The following is a 14,519-nucleotide window of genomic DNA, read 5'->3' as shown; positions in this document are numbered from 1 at the left end:
GGGCGCGCGAAACGGGACGCGAGCGAGGCACAGCACTTTACTCTTCAGCGCGCGCACACGACCGGTATGACCTCGGAAACGGAGCGGGAGCCGTGGCGGCGCGCGGGGCGCGGCACATGGTGAACACCCTCCTCGCCGGGCACGTCGCGGCGTTCGCGCTCGCGGCCATCGCGTGCGTCCTCGGCGCGTGGCGCGCGCTCGACATCGAGCACGACGGGACGCGCACGGGCCTCGTCGCCTTCTTCCTCGCGAGCGGCGGGTGGGCCGCGACCACCGTCGGCTTCCTCCTCGTCCCCGTCGTCCCCGTCCAGCGCGCGCTCGTCGTCCTCGGGTTGCTCTGCGGCCTCGCCACCGTCGGCGCGTGGCTCTACTTCGCCGCCGCCTACACGGGGCGCTCGCCCGGCGCGCTCCCGTACAGCCGCCTCACCGTCGGCGTCCTCGTCGCCGTCGGCGTCTTCAAGGCCACGAACCCGCTCCACCACGCCTACTTCGGCGTCGAGGCGGTGACGGAGCCGTTCCCCCACCTCGCCGTCCACTACGGCATCGGGCACTGGCTCTCGCTCGGCCTCGCGTACGTCCTCGCGTTCGTCGGCGTCTACATGATCCTCGAGCACTTCCACCTCGCCGGCGCGGACACCCGCCCGCTCGCCGTCCTCGTCGGCTTCACCGCGCTCCCCGTGCTCCTGAACATCGTCGCGCTCGACACGCCGTGGCTCCTCCCCCTGCTCTACGAACCGCTCGGCGTCGCGGCGTTCGCAATCGGCGTCGGCTTCGTCTACTTCGAGCGCTTCGAGACCATCCACCTCGCCGCCGACATCGACGACCCCGTCGTCTTCCTCGACCGGGACGGGTACATCCGCGACTACAATCAGGAGGCGGCGGCGCTCTTCGGCGAACTCGACGGCGCGGCGGGCGAGCGCCTCGCGGACGTCCTCCCGACGCTCGCGGCGGGCATCGAGGACGGCGCGTCCGTCGTCGCGCTCGAACGCGGCGGGGAGACGCGCTACTACGACGTCACGACGAACCCCTTCATGGCGGGGGAGACCCGGACGGGCGAGTCCATCGTCGTCTCCGACGCCACGGAGCGCGAGCGCTACCGGCGGCGCCTCGAGGCGCGCGGCGAGCAACTGGAGGCGCTGAACCGCGTCGTCCGCCACGACATCCGCAACGACATGGCGGTCGTCACCGGGTGGAGCGGGGTCCTCGAGGACCACGTCGACGAGGACGGCCGGGACGCCCTGCGGCGAATCCGTCGCACCGCCGAGCACACCATCGAAATCACGGAGAACGTCCGGGACTTCGTGGACGCGCTCGCCGACGAGGGCGAGATGTCGACGCACCGCATCGACCTCCACGCGCACCTCGACGCCGAACTCGAGCGCGTCCGCGAGGCCTACCCGAACGCGCGCTTCGAGACGCCGACCGGCCTCCCCGACGTCGCCGTCGAGGCGAACGAACTGCTCTCCTCGGTCTTCCGCAACCTCCTGAACAACGCCGTCCAGCACAGCGACGTCGACGACCCCGTCGTGACCGTCACCGCGAGCGTCGCCCCCGACACCGCCACGGTGCGCGTCGCGGACAACGGCCCCGGCGTCCCGGACGCGGAGAAGGAGCGCGTCTTCGGGAAGGACGCGAAGGGCGTCGAGAGCACCGGGACGGGCATCGGCCTCTACCTCGTGCGGACGCTCCTCGCGCAGTTCGGCGGGAGCGTCCACGTCGAGGACAACGACCCGCGCGGCGCGGTGTTCGTCGTGGAGTTACCGCGCGCCTCAGAGGGCGCTCGCGCCGAGGAAGACGCAGGCGACGACGGCGACGAGCGGGGCGGCGTACGCGACGCCGTCGCGGAGTCGCCCCCCGACTAGCGCGCCGACGACGAGGCCGTTCCCGGCGGCCTGCACGAGCGCGGAGTGGTAGAAGAGCGTCCGGTAGGTGCCGGTGTCGATCTGGCCGACGTGGATGCCCGCGATGCCGGCGGCCGGGAGCGACGCCGACGCCCCGGCGGCGTTCGCGACGGCGGGGAGGAAGACGAGGTCGAACGCGAGGAGCATCCCGACGTAGACGAGGACGCCGATGACGACGATGCCCGCGTAGACGCCGAGGGTGCGCCGGCGGTCGACCTCGCGCTCGTGGCGCTGGCCGAGGTCGTCCGCGACCGCCTCGAGCACCGGCCCGGGGTCGTCGGTGGTGCGGACGGCGACGACGGTGAGGCCGATGGCGCGCGTGACGGCGGGAACGCCGAGGCGGTCGGCGAACGTCCGGAGGGCGCGCGGGAAGTCCGCCGTCCACGCGACGTCCCGGCGGACGCGGTCGAGTTCGTCCGCGAGCGTCCCCGTGGTGCGCTCGGCGACGAGGCCGACGGCGTCGGCGAGCGGGACGCTGTTGCTCGCGGCGTCCGCGACGACGCGGAGGGCGTCCGGGAAGCGCCCCCGGAGGTCGCGTTCGCGCCGACGCTCGAGGATGTAGAGGAACGCGATCGGCGTGACGGCGACGAGGAACGGGACGACGGCGAGGCCGGTCGTGGCGCGGATGGGGGTCGCGGCCAGCCCCGAGACGGAGAGCGGGACGACGCCGAGCGCGGCGAGCGCGAGGAGCGCGAGGAGCGCGAGCGGGACGCTCGCGAGGAAGAGGAGCCGGGGGGCGTCGCGGGCGGCGGCGAGCGGGGCGGCGAGGCGTTCGCGCCACGTCGCGCGCTCGCGCCCGGCGAGGTAGTCGTCTATCGGGCCGTCGTCGATGGCGGCGGGGTCGCGTTCGGTGGCGCCGACGTCCACGGCGGCGACGGGGTCGGCGCCGTGGCGGCGGGCGCGCGCGAGCAGGCGCTTGAAGACGAGGGAGAACGCGACGAGGAGGAGGGGGAGGAGGAGGTAGGTGAGCGCGGCGAGCGCGCCGACGAGGCCGGGTGCGGTGAAGGAGGCGACGAGGAGGACGACGAAGAGGAACGCGGGGCCGGCGAGCGCGACGGCGACGTAGGCTTCGGCGGTGGTTTCGAGGTCCTCGAGCACGCGCTCCTGTCGGTGCTCGGCGCGCTCGCGCTGGTCGGTGACGGCGTCCGCGAGGAAGGCCTCGACGTCGCCGCCGGTCTCGAGGACGCCGACGAGTTCGTCGAGGAGGACGGTGAAGTCGTCGCTCGGCGTGCGCTCGCGGGTCGCGGTGAGCGCGTCGAAGAGGTCGGCGTTGAAGCGCTCGGTGTCCCGGACGGCGAGCCGGACCTCCTCGGCGAGCGGGCCGTAGGCCTCCGTCTCGTCGGCGAGCCTGTCGAACGCCTCGTAGAGGTCGGTGCCGCCGTGGACGAGCGCGTAGAGGAAGACGGTGGCGTGCGGGAGCGCGCCGTCGATGGCGCGCCGTCGTCTCGCGATGCGGCGCCGCAGGAGCGCGAGGTGGCCGCCGGCGACGCCGCCGCCTCCGAGGAGGAGGCCGAGCGGGACGCAGGCGAGGCGCGCGAGCACGGGGAGCGGCGCGAGCGCGGCGGCGAGGAGGCCGACGAGGAGGCCGCAGAGCGCGCCGACGACGCTGTGGCGGGCGACGCGCGCGACGTAGGCGTCGACGGTCTCGGGGACGTGCGCGCTCTCGAGGGCGTCGTCGAGACGCGCGAAGCGCTCGGGGTGAACGATGACGTACGTCCGAATCGGCCCGTAGCCGTCGGTGCGGACGCGCTCGCGGGCGCCCGGCTCTCGGTCAGTCATCCGCGATACGCACCCGCTCGGCGCCCTCGCGCACGCCCTCGGGGAGGTCCGCGAGGACGCGCTCGGGGTTGCGCTCGAAGGTGAAGATGCGGTCGGCGACCGCCTCGTAGTCGAATGTCCCCTCGGCGGCGAGGTGCGCGAGGACGCGCTGGCGGCTGTCGAGTTCCTCGCGGAGGCGGTCGTCGCGCCAGCCACGGTCGGCCGCGATTTCTCGCGGCAGGCGGGCGCGGGAGCGCTGCTCGAAGCCCTGCGTGTCGGCGTCGTAGTGGAAGACGTCGCGGGTGCTGGGGCGCTCGTCGCCGTCGGGCGTGCCGACTTCCGTGATCTGCCAGCAGCGCCGCGCGACGCCGTCGGGTTCGTCGACGATGCGCTGGACGACGATGACGTCGAGGTCGGCGAGCAGGTCGGGCGGCACCGAGAGCGGGTCGTGGGTGAGGCGCCGAACGGCGTCGTCGGCGGTCTCCGCGTGGAAGGTGGTGAAGCCGTCGTGGCCGGTGCCGACGGCCTGGAAGAACGCGCGGACGACGGCGGGGTCGGTGCGGAGTTCGCCGACGAGGATGTGGTCGGGGCGCTGGTGGAGGGCTTCGCTGAGGAGGCGATAGCCGTCGACTTCGCGGCGGGCCTCGGCGCTCGCGTCGTCGGCGGTGCGGGTGACGTCCGCCACCCAGTTCTCGTGTGGCAGGTTGACCTCGCGGGTCTCCTCGATGGAGACGACCTTGTGGTCGGGCGGGATGAAGAACGCGCAGGCGTTCATGCTCGTGGTCTTCCCGGAGCCGGTCGGGCCGACGAAGAGGACGGAGCGGTTGTGCGCGACGGCGAGCCAGAGGTAGGCGAGCTGGCGGGCGTCGAACGTGCCGAGGGAGGCGAGTTCGGGTGGTGTGAACGGCTCTTCTCTGAATTTGCGGACGGTGAAGTTCGACCCGCGCGTCGCGACGTCGCCGCCGAGCGTCACCTGCACGCGCGAGCCGTCGGGGAGCGTCGTGGTGAGGAGGGGGTTGGCGGCGGAGACGTGCCGGCCGGCGCGCTGGGCGAGGCGGACGGCGATGGACTCGACGACGTCGCTCCCCCACGACCGGTTCGACTGGAGGTGGCCGTGGTCGCGGTGGTAGGCGTAGAGCGGGACGTCGGCGCCGTCGCAGGAGACGTCCTCGACGGCGGGGTCCGACATGAAGGGGTCGATGCGGCCGTAGCCGAAGAAGTCCCGGCGGAGGTAGTAGCGCACCACCCAGCGTTCGGCGGGCGGGACGCCGCGCGCGTGCTCGGCGAGGACGTCGTCGAGGCGCTCGGCGAACGCCTCGCGTCCCGACTCGTCGTGGGCGTACTCCTCGTCGAGGAGGACGCGCCGGGCGACGTCGCGGAGGTCCTCGTAGACGTAGTCGGCGAACTCCGAGCGCGTCGGTTCGAGGACGTCGTAGCGGAGCTCCTCGGTGTCGGGGTCGCGCCGGAGGGCGACGTGCGCGTACGGTTCGGTCACCCAGTAGGCGTCGACGGCGGGGTCCGGGTCGGTGGCGACGTCGAAGCGCTCCACGAGGGCCTCGACGTCCGGGAGCGCGTCGAACGGTGCGGGGTCGCGCTCGTCGAGGTGGGTGGCGAGCGCCTCGCGGACCCGCTCGCGGGTGTCGCCGGTCATGTCACGCTCGGGGAGAGTGCGGTCACGTGCCTTAGTGTTGTGGCTGGCGGGGCCGCGAGCGCGCCGGGCGGGCGATGCAGGACGCACCGGGGGAAGAGCTATGTTGAATGAACGGTTAGTCAACAGCGGCGAGACACAATGAACGGATTCGACGGGAAGACGGCAGTCGTAACGGGAGCGGCCTCGGGAATCGGGCGGGCGTCGGCGGAGCGCCTCGCGGCGGAGGGCGCGAGCGTCGTCGTCGCCGACGTCGACGCCGAGGGCGGCGCGGAGACGGTCGCGGCCATCGAGGACGCGGGCGGCGACGCGACGTTCGTCGAGGTGGACGTCACGGACGCGGCGTCCGTCGAGCACATGGTGGACGTCGCCGTCGACACCTACGGCGGCCTCGACCTCGCGCACAACAACGCCGGCATCCTCACCGGCTTCGACGCGGTGACCGACATCGAGGAGGCCGACTGGGACCGCCTCCTCGGCGTGAACCTGAAGGGCGTCTGGCTCTGCATGAAGGCCGAACTCGCCGTCATGGAGGAAACGGGCGGCGCCATCGTCAACACCGCCTCCGAGGCCGGGCTCGTGGGGATGGGCGGGCTCTCGAACTACGTGGCGAGCAAGCACGGCGTCGTCGGCCTCACGAAGACCGTCGCGCTCGAGTACGCGGGGCGCGGCGTCCGCGTGAACGCCATCGCGCCCGGCCCGACGAAGACGAACATCCAGCAGGGGATGACGGGCGGAAGCGACCCGTCGACGCTCCCCTTCGACACGTCCGCGATGGCGGACGTCCCGATGGACCGACAGGCCGACCCCGAGGAGATGGCGGGCGCGGTGGCCTTCCTCTGCTCCGAGGACGCCTCCTACATCACCGGGCACACCATCCCCGTCGACGGCGGACAGGCCGCCGACTGAGCACCCGCGTAGACGACGGGTATTTCCGGGCCGGCGCGCTGAACTGAGGGTATGGACGCGGCTCTGGGACCACCGCAGGCGATGGCGGCTCAACGCGAGGAGCTGACGCCGATGATGGCCCAGTATCACGACCTCTGCGCGGAGTACGACGACTCGCTCGTGCTCTTCCAGGTCGGTGACTTCTACGAGCTCTTCTGCGAGGCGGCGGAGACGGCGGCGCGCATCCTCGAAATCGCGCTGACGAAGCGCGAGGACTCCACGGGCACCTACCCGATGGCGGGCATCCCCATCGACAGCGCCGAATCGTACATCGAGTCGCTGCTCGAGGCGGGCTACCGGGTCGCCGTCGCCGACCAGGTCGAGGACCCGGACGAGGCGTCCGGCGTGGTCGAGCGCGCCGTCACGCGCGTCGTCACGCCCGGCACCCTCACCGAGTCCGAGCTCCTGCGCTCGGACGACAACAACTTCGTCGCGGCGCTCGCGCACGACGACGGCAGCTACGGGCTGGCGTTCCTCGACGTCTCCACGGGCGACTTCGTCGCGACGGGCACCGGCACCCGCGAGACGGTGCGCGACGAAGTCGCGCGCTTCGACCCCGCCGAGGCAATCGTCGGCCCCGAGGCGCCCGAGGGCGTCTTCGCCGACGGCTGCATGGTGACGGGGTACGACCCCGAGGCGTTCGCGGCGGACGCGGCGCGCGAGCGCGTCACCGACTACTTCGGGTCGCCGGAGACGCATCTCGCGGGACGCGCCGAGGTCCGGGCCTGCGGCGCGCTCCTCGCGTACGCCGAGTACACGCGCGGCGGCGAGCACGGCCGCCTCGACTACCTGAACCACCTGACGCGCTACGACCCCCGCGAGTACATGGTGCTGGACGGCGTGGCGCTGCGCTCGCTCGAACTCTTCGAGCGCCGGAGCGTCCACGGGAGCGAGGGGACGGCGCTCGTGGACGTCCTCGACGAGACGGCGTGCGCGCTCGGCGGCCGCGAGCTGAAGGACTGGCTCCGCCGCCCGCTCGTCGACCGCGAGCGCATCGAGGCGCGCCTCGACGCCGTCGAGGAGCTCTCCGAGGACCCGCTCACGCGCGATACCCTGCGTGGACTGCTCGCGGACGTCTACGACCTCGAGCGCCTCGTCTCGCGGGTGTCGCGGCGTCGCGCGGACGCCCGCGACCTGCGCTCGCTGAAGGCCACGCTCGACGTCGTCCCCGAGGTCCGCGCGGGCCTCGACGACGCCGAGAGCGCGCTCCTCCGTGACCTCCGCGAGCGCCTCGACGGCCTCGCGGACGTCCGGGAGCTCGTCGGGGAGGCGATTCAGGAGGACCCCGAGCGCGAGCTCACGGAGGGCGGCATCATCGCGGACGGCTACGACGAGCGCCTCGACGAGCTGCGCGCGACCGAGCGCGAGGGTCAGCAGTGGATCGACGACCTCGAAGCGCAGGAGCGCGAGCGCACGGGCGTCGACTCGCTGAAGGTCGGGCACAACTCCGTCCACGGCTACTACATCGAGGTGACGAACCCGAACCTCGATCGGGTCCCGGAGAACTACGAGCGCCGCCAGACGCTGAAGAACTCGGAGCGCTTCGTGACGCCCGCCCTGAAGGAGCGCGAGGAGGAGATTCTGAACGCGTCGGCGCGCGCGGACGAGCGCGAGCTCGACCTCTTCCGGGAGGTTCGGCGCGACGTCGGCGAGTCGGCCGAGCGCATCCAGGACGTCGCGGACGCGCTCGCGGTCGTGGACGTCCTCGTCTCGCTCGCGTCCGTCGCCGCGCAGTACGACTACTGCCGCCCGGAAGTGGGTGGTGACGCGGTCGAAATCGCGGGCGGGCGCCACCCCGTCGTCGAGCGCACGGTGGAGTCGTTCGTCCCGAACGACCTGACGCTCACTCGCGACGCGCCGGTCGCGGTGATAACGGGCCCGAACATGAGCGGGAAGAGCACCTACATGCGGCAGGCGGCGCTCGTCGCGGTGCTCGCGCAGCTCGGGAGCTTCGTGCCCGCCGAGTCGGCGTCGCTCCCGCTCGTCGACCGGGTGTTCACGCGCGTCGGCGCGAGCGACGACATCGCGGGCGGGCGCTCGACGTTCATGGTGGAGATGACCGAACTCGCGGACATCCTCCGGGACGCCACGGAGGACTCGCTCGTCGTGCTGGACGAGGTCGGGCGCGGGACGAGCACGGCGGACGGCTTCGCCATCGCGCGGGCCATCACGGAGCACGTCCACGACGAGGTGGGCGCGTACACGCTGTTCGCGACGCACCACCACGACCTGACGGCGGTCGCCGAGGACCTCGCGGGCGCGAAGAACCTCCACTTCCGCGCGGAGCGCGAGGACGAGGACGTGACGTTCGTCCACGAGGTCGCCGAGGGCGCGGCGACGGCCTCCTACGGCATCGAGGTGGCGCGCGAGGCCGGCGTCCCGCCCTCGGTGGTCGAGCGGGCGCGCGAACTCGTCGTCGAAAACGCGGAGAACGCCGACGTCGAGGCGGGCGAGGCGAGTGAGTCGACCGCGACGGCGGCGAGCGCGGACGGCGGACGCGCGGACGCGGGGAGCGACGTGCTCGACGAGCTCGCGCGGCTGAACCTCGCTGAGATGACGCCCATCGAGGCGTTGACGACGCTGAACCGCCTCCAGCGCGAGCTCTAGGGTTCGAGCGAGACGAACTCGTGGCCGTCGCGCGCGAGGACGCGGCGCGTGCGCGGCGTACAGGAGGGGGCGACGAGTATCCCGCGAACGTCGGCGTCCGCGTGGAGGTCGCGGCGGAGGGCGTCGACGTACCGGGAGAGCTGGCTGGCGGCGTCCGGGCCCGCTCTGGTGGCTTTGAGCTCGACGGCGACGGCTCGCCCGGAGCTATCGCGCCCGAAGACGTCGACGGGGCCGGCGGGGGTGTCGCGCTCGGCGGCGAGCGCGCGGAAGCCCGGCTCGACGAGCGCGGGGTCGGCGAGGACGCGCTCCTTCAGGTCGGCTTCGGTCCCCGAGATTTCGACGGTGGCGTCCGTTTCGTCGGCGGCCATCGCCGCCGCCTGTTCGATGGATTCGAAGGTGACGCACAGTTCCTCGGTCGGCGACTCGCGCGTCGCGGTGAGGAGGAGCGCGCCGTCCGCGACGTCGACGTCGAGGGCGTCGGCGGCGAGCCAGTTCTGCGGCTTCGGGCCGTCGGCGGCGTGAACGAGGAGGGTCAGGTCGGGCTTGAGCGCAACGAGGCGGTCGGCGGGACCGGCGTGGGAGGTCGTGCGGCCGTCGTAGGCGACGTGACAGCGACCGAGGAGCGTGCAGAACGCGCGCCGCTCGCGGGCGTCCCGAACGTACGCGGCGGCCTCGGCGGGCGCGGGGGCGACGAGCGGCGGCCGGTCGGTGTCGGACACGTCGCGTGATTGGGGACGGAGCGCCAAAAGCGCCGCGCGAGCGCGCCGAATACGTCCTTAAGGTGAGGATACACATACGAAGAGTGGGTGTGCGGTCGCCATCGCCCAACTATTTAGGACATTCGTCAACGATTAGTTTCTTAAGCAAGACACACTAGTCACACTACCATGGGAACGGATACGTTCGTTTCGACTTTTCGGGAATGTGGGGGAGTTTCTGAACACGAAGGTGGTCGGGCGTGAACGGCTGGGTGCCGACGACGTGCATGCGGTGTGCGGTCGGCTGCGGGCACCTCCAGCGCGGCGCCGACCTCGGCTACGGCGTCGACTCGGTGCGCGGGAACGCCGAGCACCCGACGAACCGCGGGCTCGCGTGCCAGCGCGGCGTGAGCGAGACGGCGGACCCGGACGCGCGCTTCCTCACGCGCCCGCTCGTCCGCCGCGACGACGAGCTCGTCCCGACGACGTGGGACGTCGCGCTCGGCGAGGTCGCGGAGCGGATGCGCGAGGCGCGCGCGGAGACGCCGGACGCCGTCGGCGTGCTCGGGAGCGGCCAGCAGACGAACGAGGCCGCGTACGCCCTCGGGAAGGCCGCGCGCGGCGTGCTCGGCACGCGCTACTACGACGCGAACACCACCCTCTGCATGGCGTCGGCAGTGAAGGCCTACTACGACGCGTTCGGGAGCGACGCGCCGCCGTGTAGCTACGAAGACATCCCGAAGGCGGAGAGCCACGTCGTCTGGGGGGCGAACCCGGCGGTCGCGCATCCCGTGCTCTTCCGGTGGGTGACGGACAGCGCCGCCGAGGGGACGCTCGTCGTCGTCGACCCCGTCGAGACGGAGAGCGCGGCGCAGGCGGACGTCCACGTCCAACCCGACCCCGGTGGCGACCTGCCGCTCGCGCGCGCCGTCCTCGCGCACGTCGTCGAGACCGGGCGCGTCGACGACGAGTTCGTGCGCGAGCACACGCGGCGCTTCGACGACCTCCGCGACTCGCTCCCGGCCGTCGCTGACGCGGCCGACGCGGCGGGCGTCACCGTCGCGGACGTCGAGGTGCTCGCGGAGACGCTGGACGCGAAGACGCTCCTTTACTGGGGGATGGGCGTCAACCAGAGCACGCGCGGGACGGCGACCGCCGGCGCGCTCGTCGACCTCTGTCTCGCCACCGGCAACCTCGGCGAGGGCTCCGGGCCGTTCTCCCTGACGGGGCAGGCGAACTCGATGGGGACGCGCGTCTGCTCCTCGAAGGGCGGGTGGCCGGGGATGCGGGACTTCGGCGACGCGGCGGCGCGCGCGGACGTCGCGGAGACGTGGGGCGTCCCCGAGGAGCGCCTGCCGGCGGACGCCGGCCCCGGCCCCGTCGGCATCATGGACGCCATCGGCGACCCCGTGGAGGTGCTGTGGACGGTGGCGACGAACCCCGTCGCCGGCCTCCCGGACGCCGAGCGCGCGACGGAGAAGCTCGACGACGTCTTCCTCGTCGTGCAGGACGCCTTCCACTCCGAGACCGTCGAGTACGCGGACGTCGTGCTCCCGGCGGCGACGTGGGGCGAGAGCGAGGGGACGACGACGAACATGGAGCGCGCCGTCTCGCGCGTGCGCGCCGTCACGGACACGCCCTCGGGCGTCCGCACGGACGTCGACCTCATCGCGGCTGTCGCGAACAGCGTCGAGCGCGGCGTCATCGACCGGCACCCGGAGCCCGAGGCCCTCTTCGAGGAGATGGCGGCGCTCACCGAGGGCACGCCCGCCGACCTCTCGGGGCTCTCCTACGAGCGCCTCGACGAGCAGGGCGCGGTGCGCTGGCCGGCGCCCGACGCGGAGACGTCCGTCGACTACCGCTACCGCGACGGGGACGGCTGGGCGTTCGAGACGACCGACGGGAAGGCGTGGTTCTCGCTCGGCGGTGCGAGCGAGGGCGGCCTCCCCGAACCAACCACCGAGGAGTACCCGCTGACGCTCACGACGGGGCGCGAGGCGGACGGCTACAACACGGGCGTTCGCTCGCGCGGCGGCGAGACGGCGGTCCCGACGGTCCGCGTGAACCCGGCGGACGCAAGCGACGGCGACAGCGTCTACGTGGAGACCCGGCGCGGGTCGGCGGCCGCCGTCGTCAGTACCGACAGCGCGGTGCCGGAGGGCGTCGCGTGGCTCTCCATCCACCATCCGGCGACGAATCGGCTGACGCTCCCGGAGGTCGACCCGCGCTCGGAGGAGCCCAACTACAAGCAGTGCGCGGCGCGCGTCGTCCCGCGCGTCGAGGAAGCGAGCGAGGCGACGGTGAGCGCGGCGGAGGAGGCCGGGGACTGATGCGCGCGGGCGTGCTGGTCGCGGGCGGCCGCTCGGAGGCGTTCGGCCCCGCCGAGAAAGCGCTCGCGACCGTGGACGGCCAGCCGATGCTCCGGCTGGCGGCCACGGCGCTCGCGCCGCACGTCGACGAGCTCGTCGTGAACTGCCGACGCGACCAGCGCGAGGCGTTCGCGGAGGCGCTGGAGGGCGTCGCCCCCGGGCCGCGCTTCGCGACCGACCCGCGCCCGGACGCCGGCCCGGTCGCGGGCGCGCTGACCGCGCTCCGGACGACGACCGCCTCGCACGCCGTCGTCGCGGCCTGCGACCAGCCCTTCCTCGACCCGGGAATCGTCGACACGCTCTTCGAGGCGGCGAACGCGGACGGCGCGATTCCGCGCGCCGCCGGCAGGCTCCGGCCCTTCGGCGGCGTCTACGGCGTCACGCCCGCGAAGGAGGCCTGCGAGGCCGTGGTGGCGCGCGGCGGCGAGTCGATGCGCGAAGTCGTCTCCTTCCTCGACCCGGCGGTCGTCGCGGTGAAGCGCGCCGGGCCCTTCCTGAGCGTGGACACGCGCGCGGACCTCGCGGCGGCGCGCCGGGACGCGCCCTCGACGGTCGAGGCGCGCGCCCGAAGCGAGTGAGCGGACGGGCCGGGGACACGAAAGCTAAGTAGCCGCTCCGTGAACGCATCGCCATGCCAGAGTGTCCCGAATGCGGCGCGGAACTGGAGCTGCACGAGACGGTGGAAGTCGGCGAGATCGTCGACTGCGGAACGTGCGGCGCGGAACTCGAAGTGACGGGCGAGGACCCCGTGACGCTCGAGGAGGCGCCCGAACTCGACGAAGACTGGGGGGAGTAGGGTGCGCCTCGGCTTCCTCTACTCGCGCATCCGGAAGGACGAGAAGCTCCTCCTCGACGCGCTCGAGGAGCGCGGTCACGACGTCGTGAAGGTGGACGTGCGCGACCCGCAGTTCAGCATCGGGGAGCGCCCCGACGAGCTCGCCGACCTCGATCTGGCGCTGAACCGGTGTCAGGAGTCCTCGCGGGTGCGCTACGTGAGCATGTTCTGCGAGCACTACGACGTCCCAGTCGTGAACGGCGCGCGCGCGACGGCGACGTGCGCGGACAAGGTGCGGGGCAGTCTCGCGCTCGCGGACGCGGACGTCCCCACGCCGCGAACCGAGGTGTCCTTCGACGTGGAGTCCGCGCTCGAGTCCGTCGAGTCGTTCGGCTACCCCTGCGTCATCAAGCCCGTGACGGGGTCGTGGGGCCGCTTGCTCGCGAAGATCGACACGCGCGACGCCGCCGAAGCCGTCCTCGAGCACAAGCAGACGCTCGGGAGCTACGAGCACTCCGTCTTCTACGTCCAGGAGTTCGTCGAGAAGCCCGGGCGGGACATCCGCGTCGTCGCGGCGGACGGCGAGCCCATCGCCGCGATGACGCGCTCGGCCGAGCACTGGATCACGAACGCGGCCCGTGGCGGCGAAGCCGAAGCGTTCGAGGTGGACGAGGAAGTCCGTGACCTCGTGGAACGAGCGAACGACGCGGTCGGCGGCGGCCTGCTCGGCGTCGACCTCATGGAAACGGGTGACGGGTACACCGTCCACGAAGTGAACGCCACCTGCGAGTTCAAGGCGCTGAACGACGCGGTGCCCGACGTGGACGTCCCCGCGCGCATCGTCGACTGGCTGGAGGCGAAAGCGGAGGCGGCGGAATGACGGTCGTCGGACCTGCGGCCCGACTGGGACACGCTCACCACGCGGGGTGGTTCTCGTGACCGTCGTCGTCAAAGTCGGCGGCGCGAAGGCCGTCGACCCGGCGGGCGCGCTCGCGGACGTCGCCGCCCTGACAGCGGAGGGCGAGGACGTCGTCGTCGTCCACGGTGGCTCGACGGCCGTCGACGACGCGCTCGAAGCGATGGGAATCGACCCGGAGTACGTGGAGACGCCGGGCGGCGTCGTCGGGCGCTTCACGGACGAGGAGACGATGGACGTGTTCAAGATGGCGATGCCGGGGCTCGTGAACACGGACCTCGTCGTCGGCCTGCAGAACCAGGGCGTCGACGCCGTGGGGCTCTCCGGCGTCGACGGCGGCCTCCTCACCGGCCCCCGGAAGTCCGCCGTCCGCGTCGTCGAGGACGGCAAGAAGAAGATCAAGCGCGGCGACCACTCCGGCACCATCGAGTCGGTGAACGCCGAGCTGCTCGAGACGCTCCTCGAGGCGGGGCACACGCCGACGGTGTCGGTGCCGATGCTCGGCGTCGAGGACGACGGCTCCTACACGGCCGTCAACAGCGACGCGGACCGCTCGGCGGCCGCCGTCGCGGGCGCGCTCGACGCCGACCTCGTCCTCCTCACGGACACGACCGGCGTCTATCGGGACCCCGAGGACCCGGGGACGCGGATCGAGCGCGTCTCGACGCCGGCGGAGTACGACGAGCTCACGGACGCCGCCGAGGGGTTCATGAAGCGCAAGGTGATGGCGGCCGAGGAGGCGCTGCGCGGCGGCGCGCCCACGGTCGTCGTCGGGGACGCGAACGCCGCGAACCCGATCCGGTCCGCGCTCGACGGGGACGGAACGACAATCGAACGCGACGCGCTCCCCGAGAGCTGAAGCAGGCAAACGTTTACGCCGCCACCGTGAGTCCCCTCGG

At 72.7% G+C, this 14,519-nt stretch carries 11 protein-coding genes; 8 read left to right on the top strand and 3 right to left on the bottom strand.

The features are described from left to right. The first annotated feature begins 92 nt into the window (after window positions 1–92). Window positions 93–1,862 (top strand): ATP-binding protein, encoded by a 1,770-nt coding sequence (locus EFA46_RS05510; RefSeq protein ID WP_255494018.1) that lies wholly within the window; start codon window positions 93–95, stop codon window positions 1,860–1,862. Here the strand turns inward: EFA46_RS05510 and EFA46_RS05505 are convergent. Next, on the bottom strand, window positions 1,770–3,680 hold the full coding sequence (locus EFA46_RS05505; protein WP_123074257.1) for a type II secretion system F family protein: 1,911 nt from the start codon (window positions 3,678–3,680) through the stop codon (window positions 1,770–1,772). The two genes, EFA46_RS05510 and EFA46_RS05505, sit on opposite strands and share 93 nt — an antisense overlap. Next, a complete protein-coding gene (locus tag EFA46_RS05500; protein ID WP_123074258.1) occupies window positions 3,673–5,310 on the bottom strand; it encodes a type II/IV secretion system ATPase subunit in 1,638 nt (545 codons plus the stop codon). Before EFA46_RS05500 ends, EFA46_RS05505 begins: the two co-directional genes overlap by 8 nt. A 138-nt stretch (window positions 5,311–5,448) precedes the next feature. Here EFA46_RS05500 and EFA46_RS05495 point away from each other — a divergent pair, with 138 nt between their 5' ends. Together EFA46_RS05495 and mutS are read left to right on the top strand one after the other, a co-directional pair. Beyond that, the gene (locus EFA46_RS05495) at window positions 5,449–6,216 is read left to right on the top strand and encodes an SDR family NAD(P)-dependent oxidoreductase (protein WP_123074259.1); all 768 of its coding nucleotides are present in this window, start codon (window positions 5,449–5,451) and stop codon (window positions 6,214–6,216) included. Between the two features lie 51 nt (window positions 6,217–6,267). Next, on the top strand, window positions 6,268–8,862 hold the full coding sequence (gene mutS, locus EFA46_RS05490) for a DNA mismatch repair protein MutS (protein ID WP_123074260.1): 2,595 nt from the start codon (window positions 6,268–6,270) through the stop codon (window positions 8,860–8,862). Here mutS and nucS read toward each other — a convergent pair. After that, entirely contained in the window at window positions 8,859–9,581 is a 723-nt protein-coding gene (gene nucS, locus EFA46_RS05485) for an endonuclease NucS (protein WP_123074261.1), read from the bottom strand. The genes mutS and nucS overlap by 4 nt on opposite strands. Window positions 9,582–9,847: 266 nt before the next feature. Between nucS and nasA the strand changes: the two genes are divergently transcribed. From nasA to EFA46_RS05460, 5 genes are read left to right on the top strand one after another with little or no spacing between them, the layout of a single operon-like run. Next, entirely contained in the window at window positions 9,848–11,890 is a 2,043-nt protein-coding gene (gene nasA / locus EFA46_RS05480; RefSeq protein ID WP_255494016.1) for an assimilatory nitrate reductase NasA, read from the top strand. Then, on the top strand, window positions 11,890–12,507 hold the full coding sequence (locus tag EFA46_RS05475) for a molybdenum cofactor guanylyltransferase (protein ID WP_123074263.1): 618 nt from the start codon (window positions 11,890–11,892) through the stop codon (window positions 12,505–12,507). Before nasA ends, EFA46_RS05475 begins: the two co-directional genes overlap by 1 nt. A 53-nt stretch (window positions 12,508–12,560) precedes the next feature. After that, window positions 12,561–12,725, top strand: a complete 165-nt coding sequence (lysW, locus tag EFA46_RS05470) for a lysine biosynthesis protein LysW (protein ID WP_123074264.1) — start codon at window positions 12,561–12,563, stop codon at window positions 12,723–12,725. A gap of 1 nt (window position 12,726) precedes the next feature. Next, window positions 12,727–13,584 carry a lysine biosynthesis protein LysX gene (gene lysX, locus EFA46_RS05465; protein WP_123074265.1) on the top strand — a complete coding sequence of 286 codons (858 nt, stop codon included), beginning with the start codon at window positions 12,727–12,729 and terminating at the stop codon, window positions 13,582–13,584. Between the two features lie 55 nt (window positions 13,585–13,639). After that, complete coding sequence (locus EFA46_RS05460; RefSeq protein WP_123077252.1) at window positions 13,640–14,479, top strand: acetylglutamate/acetylaminoadipate kinase; 840 nt, start codon at window positions 13,640–13,642, stop codon at window positions 14,477–14,479. Window positions 14,480–14,519: the final 40 nt, after the last annotated feature.

The organism is Halarchaeum sp. CBA1220 (assembly GCF_003721175.2).
In the GTDB taxonomy this organism is placed as follows: domain Archaea; phylum Halobacteriota; class Halobacteria; order Halobacteriales; family Halobacteriaceae; genus Halarchaeum; species Halarchaeum grantii.
This window is presented reverse-complemented; position numbering and strand designations above follow the sequence as displayed.